This is a genomic window from Bradyrhizobium zhanjiangense (assembly GCF_004114935.1).
Lineage (GTDB): Bacteria > Pseudomonadota > Alphaproteobacteria > Rhizobiales > Xanthobacteraceae > Bradyrhizobium > Bradyrhizobium zhanjiangense.
In genome coordinates this window covers 2114762-2130017 of the sequence record NZ_CP022221.1, presented here as the reverse complement: position 1 = coordinate 2130017, position 15256 = coordinate 2114762, and the positions used below count along the sequence as shown (strand labels likewise).

The following is a 15256-nucleotide window of genomic DNA, read 5'->3' as shown; positions in this document are numbered from 1 at the left end:
TCCCTATTCTGCGGCCTGTCGCATGGCAGGTGGCGCGGACAACAAGATACCTTCGATGCGTCTTTGGCAGCAGCCACCGACCGCATTGGTATGCTCTCTGACCGCGGCGACGCTCCTCAGACCGTGCGCGTAAATTGCATCCTCGATCGTGCCCAGATCGACCGTGTTACACACGCAGATCTTCCTGGCGCGGCGCGCGGTTTCGGCGAGCGCCGGATCACAGGCGATCGCAGCCGCTGACGATTGCATCTGCTCCATCGCCTTGGCCAATGCCTCCCATGGCGCCGGTCGACGTAGCTGCTCCCACATCGGACTGGAGAGCGACTTATCGATCTCCTCCACCAGCTTGACCATTCCGACATAGCCCATATAGGCGTGGCAACGCTCCTGGTTGATATCGAGCCAGGGCATCGCCGCTTTCAGGGCGACGAACTGCGACTTGCCGCCCGATAGCATGATGTCCGCTTTTGCGTCCTTCAACATCTTGTACATTTCGCGCGGCGTCATGTCCTCGATCATGTGGGCATCCTGCCCCATGAGCTCCTTGATGCGCTCCTTGTCTTTCCTGGTTGATTTCTTCACACTGGTTCCGACTAACTCAAGTCCGGCTTCCTGGAGTGCCGCAACGACCGACCATGACTTGACGCCGCCGGTAATCAACAAGGCCTTCTTGCCTTCGAATCGTGGCTTGTACGGCTCGATCGCAGCCCAGGCCCACGCTTCCTCGCGCGCGATCACCGCTTCGGTGCGCCCGAGCAGATCTGTCGGCGCGCCGCGTTCAACCAACAAGCGGGCAAGCTGACGCAGCGACTCGCTCGAATCTTGAATACCGTAGAACGACCCCTCGAAGAACGGGATCCCGTAGCGTTGCTCCATCTTGCGTGCGACGTTGATCATGGACTTTGAGCACACCAACATCGCCGCCCGCGCGCGATGAGATGACGCGACTTCGCGATATTTGCCATCGCCGGAGATGCAGGCGAGAATCCGTATCCCAAGCTCGTCTAGCAATGGCTTCACTTGCCAGAGCTCTCCCGAAAGGTTGTATTCCCCGATCAGGTTGATGTCGTACGGCGTGGTATAGTCCGGTTCTTGCGTCCCGATCACATATTCGAGCAAGGCCTCGCCGGCGAGCTTGTTACCGAGGTTCTTCGAGCCGACGAAGCCCGGCGAATTGATCGGGATCACCGGCTTTGCTAACCTTTGAGATGCTGCCTTACAGACGGCGTTGATGTCGTCGCCGATCATCGCCGGGATGCAGGTTTGATAGACGAAGATGGCGGGCGGGTCGCATTTGTCGATGATCTCCTTGATCGCTCTGCAGAGCCGCTTCTCGCCTCCGAATACAATATCGGTTTCGCTCAAATCGGTTGTGAATGCGGTGCGCCACAGGTTCGCGCCGGACGACGCCGCGCCGCGATTGTCCCAGGAATTACCTTCGCACGCGATCGGACCATGCACCAAGTGAGCGACGTCGGTGAACGGCTGCAACGCAATCTTGGCGCCATCGAAAGCGCAGCCGCCGGCAGCGCTACCCGGCTGCAGCTGTTTGGTGCAGCCGTTCTTGCGTTCAGCCTCCGACTTACTGCCGTTCTTGGCGCAGCCCGGCTCGTCGAAAATATTCTGGACCGTGGCCGCTAGTGAACTCATCCCTTTTTCCTCTCAGCGCAAACTAATTGCGTGGTCAACCCTCGTGTGCTTGCGCCATCGTCGAGTGCTTGGGCGATGGCACGCGCACGGTCGATCATCAACGAATGATGTCGAAACTGTAGTCAGTTTTGCCAAGAACGTTTGTCTTCTTGTCGATCTCATCGAAGATCTTGTCCAGGATCTTCACCAGCACATTCAAGCCGCCCTGATAGCCCCATAGGGGGGAGCGGTGATGGTGATGTCGATCAAAAACCGGAAAGCCGATGCGGATCAGTGGCGTTCCAGTATCGCGCTCCAGATACTTGCCATAGGTGTTGCCAATCAGAAAATCGACCGGCTCGGTGAACAGGAGTGAGCGCATGTGCCAGAGGTCTCGGCCCGGATAGGCTTGGCAGCCCTGCCCAAATGGCGAGCTTGCAAGCAGCGACTGCATTTTTTCGTGCCACGCCTTGTTGCCGTTGGTAGACAGCACATGAGTCGGTTCGGCGCCGAGCTCGAGCAGAAACGCAGCCAACCCATAGCAAAGATCCGGATCGCCATAGATCGCGAACTTCTTGCCATGGATATGCGCGCTGGAGTCAGCGATGGCGTCGACCAGGCGGCCACGTTCTCGCGCGAGTTGCTCGGGAATCTCCTTGCCGCTGATGCGTGACAGCGCGACGATAAATTCATCTGTTGCGGACAAGCCCACCGGGTAGTTGAAGGATACGACGTCCTGGCCATGCTCAGCCACGAATGGCAGCGTTTTTTCGGTGCACCACTGCTGCATCGAGATTGTCGCCTTGGCGTGAACCGCGTTGGCCGCATCTTCCAGCGTCGTGCCACCGTCATACATCCGGAATTCGCCGTCTGTCGGAGTATCGAAGACTTCAGAATTATCGGCGAGAATCGTGTGCTGGACGCCCATCAACGCCAAGATGCGCTTGATCTCGCGAAGGTTTCCGACGGTATAGCCATCGAACCCCCCAATGATGTTGATCGCCCCGTTCGGCTTTCGCTTCAGCTTCGGCGCTGTTCCGGCCTTGCCGTCCCAAAAATGCTCCAGAATGCCCTTGAGCGCATTGTCATAACCGGTGACGTGGCTGCCGACGAACGCCGGCGTGTGGGCGAACGGCACGTCGAAGTCCGCCGGAACCGAGCCTTTTTCTTTCGACGTCTTGATGAAGGCGTTGAGGTCATCGCCGATCACCTCGGCCATGCAGGTCGTGGAGACCGCAATCATCTTGGGTCTGTACATGTTGTAGCTGTTCGCGAGCCCGTCGATCATGTTGTTCAGGCCACCGAATACGGCAGCGTCTTCCGTCATCGACGAAGAGACGCAGGAAGAAGGCTCCTTGAAGTGCCGCGACAGATGGCTGCGGTAGTAGGCCACACAGCCTTGCGAGCCGTGGACGAAGGGCAGCGTGCCCTCAAAGCCAACAGAGGCGAATACCGCGCCAAGCGGCTGGCAGGCCTTCGCCGGATTTACCGCTAGCGCCTCCCGCGCAAAGTTCTTTTCCCGATATTCGGCCGTTTTCGTCCATTCCTTGATACGTTCGACCTCGGCGGGATCGCGAGGATTCTCGAATATCTTCTTCTTGGCCAGCATCTGCTGGTATTCTGGACCGCGGAACAGTTCGAGATGATCGAGCACGTGTTCGGCACTCTGCGCCATTGTTGAAGTCCTTCACTATCGAGATTGGTGTCGCCCCGGCTTTCCCAGAGAGCGAGATGAGTTGCTTTATTCTGCAGCCAGGAGCTTGGCCCTCGAAGCTTCTTTCCAAGGGGCCTTCGTTTTCTTCCAGACCGGCGAGTTGACGGCCATGTCCATGTCGCGCGCAAAGATCGCAAAGCCATCATAGCCGTGATATGGACCCGAATAGTCCCAGGAGTGCATCTGCCGGAAAGGCACACCCATCTTTTGGAAAACGTATTTTTCCTTGATGCCCGAGCCGACAAGGTCAGGCTGGAGCTTTTCGACGAAGCGCTCAAACTCGTAGCCATTGACGTCATCGTAGATGAGCGTGCTGTCCTTTACGTAGTGCTGAGCTGTGCGCTGATAGTCGTCGTTGTGACCGAACTCGTATCCGGTGCCAATGACTTCCATCCCGAGGTCCTCGTATGCGCCAATCACATGACGCGGACGGAGCCCGCCGACGTACAGCATCACCGTCTTGCCCTCCAGGCGCGGACGATATTTCGCGATCACGGCGTTCACCAGAGGCTGGTACTTTTCAATCACCCGCTCGGCACCTTCCTTAATCTTGTCGTCGAAATAACCCGCAATCTTGCGCAGCGACTCTGCGATCTTTGAAGGTCCGAAGAAGTTGTACTCGCACCACGGAATACCGAACTTCTCTTCCATGTGGCGTGAGATGTAGTTCATGGAACGGTAGCAATGCAGAATGTTGAGCTTTGCCTTCGGCGTTGCCTCGAGCTCAGCCAGTGAACCGTCGCCGGACCACTGCGCGATCACCCGCAGGCCCATCTCCTCCAGCAGAATTCGTGATGACCAGGCGTCGCCGCCGATATTGTAGTCTCCGATGATCGCAACATCGTACGGCGTCGGCTCGAACTTTGATTTTCCGTCGGGCTCGAGCTGGTCGAAAATCCAATCCCGCACCGCGTCGTTGGCAATGTGGTGGCCTAGTGACTGCGACACGCCCCGAAAGCCCTCACAACGGACCGGCACGATGGTCTTGCCGCCATATTCCTTGGATTTCGCTCTTGACACGGCCTCGATGTCGTCACCGATCAAGCCGATCGGGCATTCCGATTGGATCGTGATGCCGTTGTTGAGTGGAAACAGCTCCTGGATTTCGTCAAGAATTTTGACCAGCTTTTTGTCGCCACCGAATACGATATCCTTTTCCTGGAAGTCGGAGGTGAACTGCAGGGTCACAAAGCTATCGATGCCCGTCGTGCCAACGTAATAGTTGCGTCGCGAGCCCCACGAATACTGACCGCAGCCGACCGGGCCATGGCTGATATGGACCATGTCCTTGATCGGTCCCCAGACCACCCCCTTTGACCCTGCATAGGCGCAGCCTCTGATCGTCATCACGCCAGGTATGGATTTGATGTTGGACTTCACCCCGCAGTCTGACTTGCCGGCTTGATGAACGTTGAGGTGCTTGGCACGCCTTTTCGCGGTTTTCTCCGGATAGACCTTCAGCACCTCCTCGATCAGCTCTTTGTTGCGAGCCCTGATTTCTGCGATGCTCTGGGTCGTAGCGAGACTCATCTGATGTCCTTCAAAGGTTAGCTGTTGCGACGGCGGCTTCTTGAGCAAGACTTTTGCAACCAGCATGCCAGCGCCTCGTGAGCACAAAAAACAAAACAGTCACAATCGCTTAGCGCGCCCCGTGCGGTCACAGGGGGTGTTGTTGCGAAGCCGACATCACGCTTTGGGCAGAGAACTCTTGGTTTGGCCCTGTTCGAAATGGAACAAGGGCTGGCTATGCCTGAAATTCCCCGCCCAATTCTCGAGCGTGTCCGCGATCGCAGTACTCTGCGATCGCGCTCGCCGAAGGCGGCCGTACAGGAAGACCGGCTGCAAGGCCGGTTGGCCCGACACAGGCTTGCGGATGCAATCTATGCTTGCTGAGACCTACAGGTGCTTACCTGCTGCGATGACGATGAGGTGCATGACCTCATGCTACAGACCTCAATGCGAGCTGCCTACCCGGAGTCGTAGGCTCGCCGATCACGAGAACAGCTGCCGCGCCTTGATAAGCGCACGCACGAGCACATCAATCTCTTCACGTGTATTGTAAAGTCCGAGTGACGCACGGCACGTCGCCAGCACGCCGAAGCGCTTGAGCAGCGGCATCGCACAATGGGCCCCCGCCCGCATCGCTACACCAGCGCGGTCGACGACCGTGGCAATATCATGGGCATGCGCACCCTTCATATCAAAGGAAATGATCGGCCCCTGCTCGGCCGGGGTCCCGATCATGCGCACGAAGTTGATGTCCGCCAGCCTCTCCTGCGCGTAAGCGAGCAGTACGCTCTCGTGCCTGCGGATCTGCACTTTGCCTATTGAATTGATGTAATCGATAGCCGCCCCTAAACCGATGGCTTCGACGATCGGCGGCGTACCCGCTTCGAAGCGATGTGGCGGATCACCATAAATGACGCCGGAACGCGAGACCTCGCGGATCATCTCCCCGCCGCCATTGAAGGGCGGCATCCATGCCAGATGCTCAGACTTGCCGTAAAGCACACCGATCCCCGTCGGACCATAGAGTTTGTGGCCCGTCATGACGTAGAAATCGCAATCAATGTCGCAGACGTCGGCGCTCAGATGGACGCATCCTTGCGAGCCGTCGACCAGCACCGGGATACCACGAGCATGCGCGATCCTCACCACGTCTTTCACCGGCAACACCGTGCCGAGCACGTTCGACATTTGTGTGATTGCAACCATCTTGGTGCGCGGGGTCAGCAGTCGCTCAAAATCATCGAGCAAAAAGTTTCCGTCATCATCCACTGGGGCCCATTTGATCACTGCACCGTGTCGTTCCCTGAGAAGGTGCCATGGCACAATGTTGGAGTGGTGTTCCATAATCGAGAGAACGATCTCATCACCCGCGCTAATGCGTTCACGGCCAAAAGTCTGGGCCACCAGATTGATTGCCTCCGTGGCGCTCCGGGTGAAGATGATCTCTTCGTTTAAATGCGCGTTCACAAACCGCGCCACCTTGGTACGGGCGTCTTCATACGCCTCCGTCGCCGCGTTAGCGAGGTAGTGCAAGCCGCGATGAACGTTGGCATATTCGCTGGAGTACACCTGCATCATACGGTCAAGCACCGCGTTGGGTTTTTGCGCGGATGCAGCGTTATCGAGGTAAACAAGCGGCTTGCCGTACACCGTCATGGCGAGCGCAGGAAAGTCTGTACGCAGACGGTTGACCTCATAAATGCCATTGCTCACGGCGGGATGTGCGCTCATCGGCCCGCCTGCAGCCAGTGTTCAGCTTGCGCCGTCACAAAATCGCGCAGATTCTCGGAAGTGATCTCCTCAATCGACTCGCCAAGGAACGCTTTAATCAGCAACATCTGCGCATCCTTCTCTGATAGCCCCCGAGCGCGCAGATAGAATACGAGAGTGTCGTCCAGCGCACCCGATGTCGCTCCGTGGCGGCAGGTCACGTCGTCAGCCAAGATTTCGAGCTCCGGCTTATTGTCGACCTCGGCCTTGTCGGATAGGAGCAACGCTCGCGTCGTCAGGGTGGCGTCCGTTTTCCGGGCGGCGGGACGAACGATAATTCGGCCCTGAAACACCGAGCGACCGCAATCGTCTACGACCGCGCGGAACTTCTCCCCACTGGTGCAATGTGGCATGGCGTGGTCGACCACGATCGTTGTGTCCGCGTGGAGCTTGTCCCTGATGAGATTAGCCCCATTCGCCGAGAGCTTGGTTCCCTCGCCGGCTAGCGTGATGAATCCCTGATAGCGGCTGATGGAGCCGCTGCAGGTCATACTGAAGAGGTCGAGCTTAGCCCTGGCGCCGACTGCGATGATCGCCGACGAGATGTTTACGGCGTCAGAGGCAGCAGCTGCCACGCGGATATACGAAAGGCTCGCCTCGTCACCAACCAGGGCGATTATCGCATCGTTGGCTTGATAGCCGCTCGCGCGTTCAGCCGGGACGAAACTTTCCACGATGTCCGCATGCGCTCCTTTACCGAGCTGCAGATAGCAGCGTGTAAAGGTGGACACCGACAGCCCGGTTGCGACGTGAACGATTTGAATTGGACGCTCCACCGCATGGCCGTCGGCGACCGTAATCACCAGGCCATCTGTCGCCATTGCGGCATTGAGCGAAATCGCTGAATCGCTCGTCGTCGACAGCACCAGACCGGCCATGGCCCCAGTGGCCGAATTCTCCAGAACCTCTCGCAGCGACCGCACAACGACTTCGTTTCCGAGCCCGCCGAGATCGGATAGCTCCGGCGCGAATATGCCATCCACCAAAACCAGTTTGACCGCCTGATCGGCAGCCACTTGCTTGACCGAGACCTTTGCGCGCACCAGCGCCTCAGCATCCGGCCGCGGAGCGAGTGGCAGCACCTCGCTGATCAGGGCGCGCAGATCTGTGTATTTCCAATCCTCCATGCGCCGATGCGGGAGGCCGGTACGCTCGTAGACCTCGAATGCCCTCGCCCGGATTTGGAGGACAGGGCCTGCACCAGGCAGCCGTCCACGCGCCGCAGCGAAAACATTGCCCATTGCGCGTCCGGCGTCGGCTTTGACCAAAACCTGCTTCATCGGGAAATCCCTAGAGCCGTCAGGCCGCGTCTTCGAACTGGGAGTAGCCACAAGCCTCGAGCTCCAGCGCGAGTTCCTTGCCGCCGCTCTTCATGACCCGCCCTTTCGACATCACGTGCACAATGTCCGGCACGATATGCTCGAGAAGCCGCCGATAGTGGGTGATCACGATCATCGCTCGTTCCGGCGAACGTAAGGCGTTAATGCCGCTGGCGACGATACGCAGCGCGTCGATATCGAGGCCGGAGTCGATCTCGTCAAGGACGCACAGACTCGGCTCGAACAACGCCATCTGCAAAATTTCGTTGCGCTTCTTCTCGCCGCCGGAGAAGCCGACATTGACGCCGCGCTTGATCATGTCCCGGGGAATGTTGAGCGAACCGGCCACCTCGCGGACTCTTTTCAGAAATTCGGGGGTGGAGAATTCCTGTTGGTCGCGCGCCTTGCGCTGGGCGTTCAGTGCCGCCCGCAGGAAGTTCATGGTGGTCACGCCGGGGATCTCGACTGGATACTGGAACGCCAGGAACACGCCCTTGGCGGCACGTTCATTTGGCTCCATCTGCAAGAGGTTCTGGCCCCTGAACAGGATTTGTCCGCCGGTGATCTCATAGCCCGGCTTGCCGGCGATGACGTGCGAGAGCGTCGATTTGCCGGAACCGTTCGGCCCCATGATCGCGTGCACTTCACCGGCATGGACGCTAAGATGCAGGCCGCGAATGATTTCGCGGTCTTCGACACCAACATGCAAATCTCGGATTTCGAGTAGCGCCATTCTGATCTGACCCCTGAAATGCATCATCTGGCGAGCCGCATTCGAGGGGGCTCGCGGGAGGTTTGGTTATCCGACGGATCCGTCGAGCGAGATCGAGATCAGCTTCTGCGCCTCCACTGCGAACTCCATCGGCAGTCTTTGCAGAACTTGCTTGACGAAGCCGTTGACGACGAGGCCGACCGCCTCTTCCTGCGAAAGGCCCCGCTGGATGCAGTAGAAGAGCACGTCCTCGGAGATTTTCGAGGTCGTCGCTTCGTGCTCGAAGGTTGCCGAGGAGTTCTTCGCCTCGATGTACGGCACGGTGTGCGCGCCGCATTTGTCGCCGATCAACAAGGAATCGCAGGCGGTGAAGTTGCGTGCGCCGGTCGCTTTCCGATGCGCGGTGACGAGACCGCGATAGGTGTTCTGCGATTTTCCGGCGGCGATGCCCTTGGAGATGATGCGGCTCGACGTGTTCTTGCCGAGATGAATCATCTTGGTACCGGAATCGACCTGCTGGAAGCCGTTCGAGATCGCGATCGAGTAGAACTCACCACGCGAGTTGTCGCCGCGGAGAATGCAGCTCGGATATTTCCAGGTGATCGCCGAACCCGTTTCGACCTGGGTCCAGGAGATCTTGGAATGGTTGCCGCGACAGTCGCCACGCTTGGTGACGAAATTGTAGATGCCGCCCTTGCCTTCCGAATTGCCGGGATACCAGTTCTGCACCGTCGAATATTTGATCTCGGCATCGTCGAGCGCGACCAGCTCGACCACGGCCGCGTGCAGCTGGTTCTCGTCGCGTTGCGGCGCGGTACAGCCCTCGAGATAGGAGACGTAGGAGCCCTTGTCGGCGATGATCAGCGTGCGCTCGAACTGGCCGGTGTTGCGCTCGTTGATGCGGAAATAGGTCGACAGTTCCATCGGGCAGCGCACGCCCGGCGGCACGTAGACAAACGAGCCGTCGGAGAACACCGCCGAGTTCAGCGTCGCGTAGAAATTGTCGGAGGTCGGCACCACGGAGCCGAGATATTTCTGCACCAGTTCAGGGTGCTCGCGGATCGCCTCCGAGATCGGCATGAAGATCACGCCGGCCTTCTTCAGCTCCTCCTTGAAGGTGGTCGCAACCGAGACCGAATCGAACACCGCATCGACCGCGATCTTGCGGCGGGCCGGGTCTTCCTCGCCCACCTTGGGCTCGACGCCTTCGAGCATGGCGACTTCCCGCAAGGGAATGCCGAGCTTCTCGTAGGTCTTCAGGATCTCCGGATCGATCTCGTCGAGCGAGGTGACCATCTTCTTCGGCTTCGGCGCCGCGTAATAGTAGATGTCCTGGAAGTCGATCTTGGGATATTCGACGCGCGCCCAGGTCGGCTCGGTCATGGTCAGCCAACGCCGATAGGCTTCCAGCCGCCACTGGAGCATCCAGGCGGGTTCATTCTTTTTCTGCGAGATGAACTTTACGATCTCTTCCGAGAGCCCCTTGGGGGCCTTCTCGGAGTCGATCAGGGTTTCAAACCCATAACGATACTGGTCGACGTCGATGCGCTTCACGCGCTCGACCGTCTCTTGTAGAGCTACCATTGCCCGCTCCACTCGCGCAACGACACCCCCCCCCGCCGGCGAGGATAGCCCCGCAATCTCTCTGAGCGGATCGCGCAAGTCGCCGCCAACTCGGAGCCAGCGCGTGAGAGAAACAGGAGATGGATCCAAAAGACGGCGGCTGACGATAGCGTCTTCATCATGTTTCGCGCCGGAGCTCCTCTCATCGGCTCCCCCACCTATGCCGGCACGCAGGTATCGGGCACCGGGCAAACGACGGCACATTGCGGCGCGTCAAAATGTCCCTCACATTGCGTACACTGGGTCGGATTGATCACATATATATCGTTCTTCAAGCTAATCGCGGCATTGGGACATTCGAACTCACACGCACCGCAGACGGTGCACTGGGATGCGATTATCTTGTAGGCCATCACTGCGATTCCATGAGCAAAAGTTGCGGGACAGTTTCTTGCTTTCAAGTCCTGTGCCAGACAGTTTAACCTTGATTTGTCTGGGCTATTTTCGATAACGCAAGTCGCCGCCTCGACACGTTGTCGCAATTCCTACAACACGCATGACAGCAGCTTGATCTCGATGCCGTCGTTTGCGCATGGTCGATCTCTCGGCAGTTAGCGATCAGGTAAATCGCGTTCGCGAGCCTGCGACGCATCCTAAGGCCGCCGTGCCGCGGCTATGATCGATGCGCCACGCGACTTCACAAAGTTCTCCGCCGGTGTGTCAGGTCGACCCCAAGCCGCATCTTGTTGGTTCCACTCACCGGGACAGCGGCGGCTTCGGCGACCGCACCGCGATAAGCGACCCGCGCAGTCATCACCGGTCCGGTCGGCGTTCCACAGCCAGCCAGAAAGGGACACGGCGATCGCGCCTGATAAAGTCGCTCCATGATTGCGGGTCCCCTGCGGACCCGCGGGACGCATTCTCAATTGCCTTGGATTACCTGGCAAAACCGGCATTCATATGCCCTGTATGGGCGAACGTGCGGGCGACTGAAGCCAGGCGTTCGTCTGGTGATCCTTCGCTTCGCTCCGCGTTCCAAATAAATGCCGACGGCGGTCAGCAGATCGATGGAGCCAAAAAAAAGCCACCCCGGAGGGTGGCCTAAGTCAGGGAGGAAACGCCCATAAGGGCCTCTGGGATCAGGCCGCAGCCTGTTCGATCGGTGAGAAGGGCAGCCCGAGGCTTTCGGCCACCGCTTTGTAAGTTAGTCGGCCCCGATGGACGTTGAGGCCCGCGCGCAAATGCGGATTTTCGAGTACGGCGGAAAAACCCTTGTTGGCCAGAGCCAAACCAAACGGCAGCGTCGCGTTATTCAGTGCCTGGCTCGAGGTCAGCGGTACAGCCCCGGGCATATTCGCCACGCAATAATGAATGACGCCATCCACTTCGTAAGTAGGATCAGCGTGAGTGGTTGGGTGCGATGTCTCAAAGCAGCCGCCCTGATCGATAGCGACGTCCACTAGCACCCCCCTCTTGCGCATCGAGCTCAGCATGCTCCGGCGGACCAGCTTCGGCGCGCTCGCACCTGGAACGAGCACTGCACCAATCACCACATCCGCCGCAAATACCTCTTCCTCCACGGAGTCGATAGTCGAAAACCTGGTGCGAACGCGTCCTTCGAATAGCTCGTCCAGCTCGCGGAGCCGGCGTATCGAACGGTCGATGATAGTCACTTCTGCGCCCAGACCGACCGCCATGCGTGCCGCGTGCGTACCGACGACGCCACCTCCGATCACCACGATACGGGCAGGCTGAACACCGGGCACCCCACCGATCAACAGCCCTCGCCCGCCTGCACTCCGCTTCAGAGCGCTACCCGCCGCTTCGATCGCAAGCCTACCCGCGACCTCGCTCATCGGCGCCAGCAGCGGAAGACCATCATGCGCATCAGTTACGGTCTCATAGGCGATCGCGGTGCATCCAGATTTCAGGAGGCCCTTGGCCTGATCAGGGTCGGGGGCGAGATGCAGATAAGTGAAAAGGATCTGATTTTCCCGCAGCTGACACCATTCGGACGGCTGAGGCTCCTTAACCTTTACGATCATCTCGCTCGATGCGAATACCTCAGCTGCGGAAGTTAGAATCGTTGCGCCAGCATTGCGATAATCGTCGTCGGTTGCACCAATGCCAGCGCCGGCATCGGTCTCGATCATCACGCGGTGGCCCGCTGCCACGTATTCGCGGACAGCTCCCGGGGTAAGGCCCACGCGATATTCGTGCGCCTTGATTTCCTTGGGGACTCCGACCTTCATTTGAAAACTCCCTGCCTGGTTCGCCTTTCTAATCGGAAGCGAGCAGGGATATTGCGACGCAGCGGTCAAAATGACGCAGAAATTCAGCGATATTTGGCAAGCTTCGCAGGATTTCAAATCCACCGGTGCCGAGCGGATCGTATGACCATGCTCGCTGAGCTTCACCGTCCAAAATGTGTGATCGCGATGAATCGTTTCGAATTGCGCTCTCGGCTCGTGGAAAAGCTAACAACCCAAATCCAGCCTCGCCGAAACTTCTTAAAGAGCGGAGTTGCGGTCTGCCGTTGGGTAGGCTTGCCCATAGAAGGGATCGTTTTCCAAAGCTGATGGCTCTTGGCTAATGACCATTGATCATAAATTTGGTTTCCAAGAAACTGGACGATGCGCAATGTGTTCAACAGATCCGAGGCAATTGTTCGCCCCACAACCAATCAACGATTCGCCGGCCGCCGAAACCGGTCGCCATCTGCACAAATTTCCGATCGTCAGCCACCGCCTCGCCAATATCAGCTGCATCGGACCCGAGCGGGTGCGCCTTCATGGCTGCAAGCACGGCATCGGCCAAATCAGGCGCGACGATCGCAACGAGCTTGCCCTCATTGGCGACATGGATCGGATCGAGACCAAGGAGCTCGCAGGTAGCTGCAACCGCGGGCTTCACCGGAATGGATGTTTCCTCCAGACGGAACCCGAGGTCGGATTGATGCGCAATCTCGTTGAGGGTCGCGGCAAGCCCACCCCGCGTGGGGTCGCGCATCACCCGGATGCTGCTACCGCCGGCGGCAACCATGACCGCTACGAGATTATGCAACGCTGCGGAATCCGAGACGACCTCGGTTTGAAAAGCGACGTTCTGACGTTTTGACATGATCGCCACCCCATGATCGCCGAGGCTACCGGACACCAGCACACGGTCCCCGACCCTTGCCTTGTCGGCGGAGAGATCGAGCCCATCGGCCACAATCCCGATGCCGGTCGTAGAGATGAACAAACCATCCGCCTTGCCGCGCTCGACGACCTTGGTGTCTCCGGCAATGATGTAAACGTCAGCCGCGCGCGCTGCCGCGCCCATCGAATCCGCGATCGCTTTCAGATCCGAAAACGGGAAGCCCTCCTCGATGATGAAACTGGCCGACAGATAGAGGGGACGCGCGCCGGACATCGCGACATCATTGATCGTGCCGTGCACAGCCAGTGACCCGATATTGCCGCCGGGAAAGAACAGCGGGGAAACCACATAGCCGTCGGTCGTCATCACCATCCTGCCTGCCGCAACGTCAAACGTCGACTGATCATTGCAGCGGGCGAGCCATTCATTACCAAAGGCTTGGTGAAAAAGGCCGGAGATCAGCTGTGCCATGGCACGGCCCCCGGATCCATGGGAAAGATCAACGCGTCCGTTCTTGACGTCGAGCTTGCGTTGATAAGCCTTTACGCTCATGACGTCCGCCTCAACTGTTCATCGCGAACTCGACCGTAGGCCCAATACGCCGCACAAGCGCCTTCCGATGACACCATGCAGGATCCTATGGGAGTTTCCGGCGTGCAGACGGTTCCAAACAGCTTACAGTCGACCGGCCGCTTGGCGCCACGCAAGATCGCGCAGCACTCGCATGCGGGATTGTCTGCGACACGCAGGTCGTGGATCGCAAAACGCGTCTCGGCGTCGAATTGCGCGTAAGCCCGCTTCAGCTTCAGTCCGCTGTTGGGTACGAGTCCGAGCCCTCGCCATTCAAACTGCTCGCGCAGTTCAAATATCTGCGATACCTCCTCCTTGGCGCGCCGATTGCCTTCACGCGTCACCGCACGACTGTATTGGTTCTCCACCTCGTAGCGATCTTCGTTCACCTGCCGTACCAGCATCAGGATCGCCTGCATCACATCGAGCGGCTCAAATCCCGCGATCACGATCGGCTTGCCGAATTGTTCCGCCAGAGGCTCGTAAGGCTGCGTACCAATAATGGTGCTGACATGTGCAGGCCCGATGAAGCCGTCGATTGGAACCCCGCCGGTGTCGCGGATTTTGGGGTTCTCGAGAATGCTGTGCATCGCAGAGGGTGTGAGCACGTGGTTGCAGAACACGCTGAGCCCCCTCAGCCGCTTCTTCTCGGCAATTCGGATCATCACCGCCGTCGGAGGCGTCGTGGTCTCAAATCCGATGGCAAAGAAGACCACCTCGCGGCGCGGCGCCTGTTCGGCGAGCCGGATAGCGTCGAGCGTCGAGTAGACCATTCGAATGTCGGCGCCGAGCGCTTTGGCCCGCAACAGGGACTGTCCTTGCGACCCAGGCGCGCGCATCAGGTCGCCGTAGACGCACAGAGTGACCTCTGGTCGGTCGACGAGCCGGATCGCCATATCAATTCGGCTGGCGGGCAGAACGCAGACGGGACAACCGGGCCCGTGGATCATGCGAACGTTCGCGGGGAGCAGATCCTCCAGGCCGTAGCGGGAGATCGCATGAGTGTGTCCGCCGCAGAATTCCATGAACCGATAGGCCCTTCGCGAACTGACCTCGGCGCCGATCGCACGCGCAATTCCCTGCGCGATGGCCTTGTCGCGAAATTCGTCGGCATATTTCATGATCGGCGTTCTCCTGCGCTGCCTAGCTCCTGCAGGAGCTCCAGCGTGCGCTTGGCTTCCGTCGGATCGATCTTGGCCAGCGCATAGCCGACATGGACAAGGACGCAATCGCCGACCTCGAGCTCGTCGATAAGAGCAATCGATATCTCCAGGCTGATGCCATCGATGGACACCGTAGCCATGTCGTTGGGAAGAATTTTCTCAATCT

General features: G+C 58.8%; 12 protein-coding genes. All 12 read right to left on the bottom strand.

The window, feature by feature from the left end:
- Positions 1–3: 3 nt before the first annotated feature.
- Positions 4–1650: a nitrogenase iron-molybdenum cofactor biosynthesis protein NifE gene (gene nifE, locus XH85_RS10185; RefSeq protein ID WP_128931786.1), complete on the bottom strand. Its 1647-nt coding sequence runs from the start codon at positions 1648–1650 to the stop codon at positions 4–6.
- 97 nt (positions 1651–1747) lie between these two features.
- Complete coding sequence (gene nifK, locus XH85_RS10180) at positions 1748–3304, bottom strand: nitrogenase molybdenum-iron protein subunit beta (RefSeq protein WP_128931785.1); 1557 nt, start codon at positions 3302–3304, stop codon at positions 1748–1750.
- Positions 3305–3370: 66 nt separating this feature from the next.
- Entirely contained in the window at positions 3371–4873 is a 1503-nt protein-coding gene (gene nifD / locus XH85_RS10175) for a nitrogenase molybdenum-iron protein alpha chain (RefSeq protein ID WP_128937189.1), read from the bottom strand.
- A 462-nt stretch (positions 4874–5335) separates the two neighbouring features.
- Positions 5336–6583, bottom strand: coding sequence for a cysteine desulfurase (locus XH85_RS10170; RefSeq protein ID WP_128931784.1), 1248 nt, complete (start codon positions 6581–6583; stop codon positions 5336–5338).
- The gene (gene sufD / locus XH85_RS10165) at positions 6580–7902 is read right to left on the bottom strand and encodes a Fe-S cluster assembly protein SufD (protein WP_128931783.1); all 1323 of its coding nucleotides are present in this window, start codon (positions 7900–7902) and stop codon (positions 6580–6582) included. Before sufD ends, XH85_RS10170 begins: the two co-directional genes overlap by 4 nt.
- A 19-nt stretch (positions 7903–7921) precedes the next feature.
- Entirely contained in the window at positions 7922–8674 is a 753-nt protein-coding gene (gene sufC, locus XH85_RS10160) for a Fe-S cluster assembly ATPase SufC (RefSeq protein WP_164934971.1), read from the bottom strand.
- A gap of 66 nt (positions 8675–8740) precedes the next feature.
- Positions 8741–10237 carry a Fe-S cluster assembly protein SufB gene (sufB, locus tag XH85_RS10155; RefSeq protein WP_128931782.1) on the bottom strand — a complete coding sequence of 499 codons (1497 nt, stop codon included), beginning with the start codon at positions 10235–10237 and terminating at the stop codon, positions 8741–8743.
- Positions 10238–10434: 197 nt separating this feature from the next.
- Entirely contained in the window at positions 10435–10629 is a 195-nt protein-coding gene (locus XH85_RS10150; RefSeq protein WP_035730311.1) for a 4Fe-4S binding protein, read from the bottom strand.
- A 726-nt stretch (positions 10630–11355) separates the two neighbouring features.
- A complete protein-coding gene (gene ald, locus XH85_RS10145) occupies positions 11356–12468 on the bottom strand; it encodes an alanine dehydrogenase (RefSeq protein WP_128937187.1) in 1113 nt (370 codons plus the stop codon).
- A 394-nt stretch (positions 12469–12862) separates the two neighbouring features.
- Positions 12863–13909, bottom strand: coding sequence for a hydrogenase expression/formation protein HypE (gene hypE / locus XH85_RS10140; RefSeq protein ID WP_128931781.1), 1047 nt, complete (start codon positions 13907–13909; stop codon positions 12863–12865).
- Positions 13906–15048, bottom strand: a complete 1143-nt coding sequence (gene hypD, locus XH85_RS10135) for a hydrogenase formation protein HypD (protein WP_128931780.1) — start codon at positions 15046–15048, stop codon at positions 13906–13908. Before hypD ends, hypE begins: the two co-directional genes overlap by 4 nt.
- Positions 15045–15230 (bottom strand): HypC/HybG/HupF family hydrogenase formation chaperone, encoded by a 186-nt coding sequence (locus XH85_RS10130; RefSeq protein WP_306469171.1) that lies wholly within the window; start codon positions 15228–15230, stop codon positions 15045–15047. Before XH85_RS10130 ends, hypD begins: the two co-directional genes overlap by 4 nt.
- Between the last annotated feature and the right edge of the window lie 26 nt (positions 15231–15256).

Coding starts and splice junctions, on each gene's coding strand:
- nifE (WP_128931786.1), bottom strand. CDS start 1,650: ATGAGTTCACTAGCGGCCACGGTCCAGAATATTTTCGACGAGCCGGGC.
- nifK (WP_128931785.1), bottom strand. CDS start 3,304: ATGGCGCAGAGTGCCGAACACGTGCTCGATCATCTCGAACTGTTCCGC.
- nifD (WP_128937189.1), bottom strand. CDS start 4,873: ATGAGTCTCGCTACGACCCAGAGCATCGCAGAAATCAGGGCTCGCAAC.
- XH85_RS10170 (WP_128931784.1), bottom strand. CDS start 6,583: ATGAGCGCACATCCCGCCGTGAGCAATGGCATTTATGAGGTCAACCGT.
- sufD (WP_128931783.1), bottom strand. CDS start 7,902: ATGAAGCAGGTTTTGGTCAAAGCCGACGCCGGACGCGCAATGGGCAAT.
- sufC (WP_164934971.1), bottom strand. CDS start 8,674: ATGGCGCTACTCGAAATCCGAGATTTGCATGTTGGTGTCGAAGACCGC.
- sufB (WP_128931782.1), bottom strand. CDS start 10,237: ATGGTAGCTCTACAAGAGACGGTCGAGCGCGTGAAGCGCATCGACGTC.
- XH85_RS10150 (WP_035730311.1), bottom strand. CDS start 10,629: ATGGCCTACAAGATAATCGCATCCCAGTGCACCGTCTGCGGTGCGTGT.
- ald (WP_128937187.1), bottom strand. CDS start 12,468: ATGAAGGTCGGAGTCCCCAAGGAAATCAAGGCGCACGAATATCGCGTG.
- hypE (WP_128931781.1), bottom strand. CDS start 13,909: ATGAGCGTAAAGGCTTATCAACGCAAGCTCGACGTCAAGAACGGACGC.
- hypD (WP_128931780.1), bottom strand. CDS start 15,048: ATGAAATATGCCGACGAATTTCGCGACAAGGCCATCGCGCAGGGAATT.
- XH85_RS10130 (WP_306469171.1), bottom strand. CDS start 15,230: ATGGCTACGGTGTCCATCGATGGCATCAGCCTGGAGATATCGATTGCT.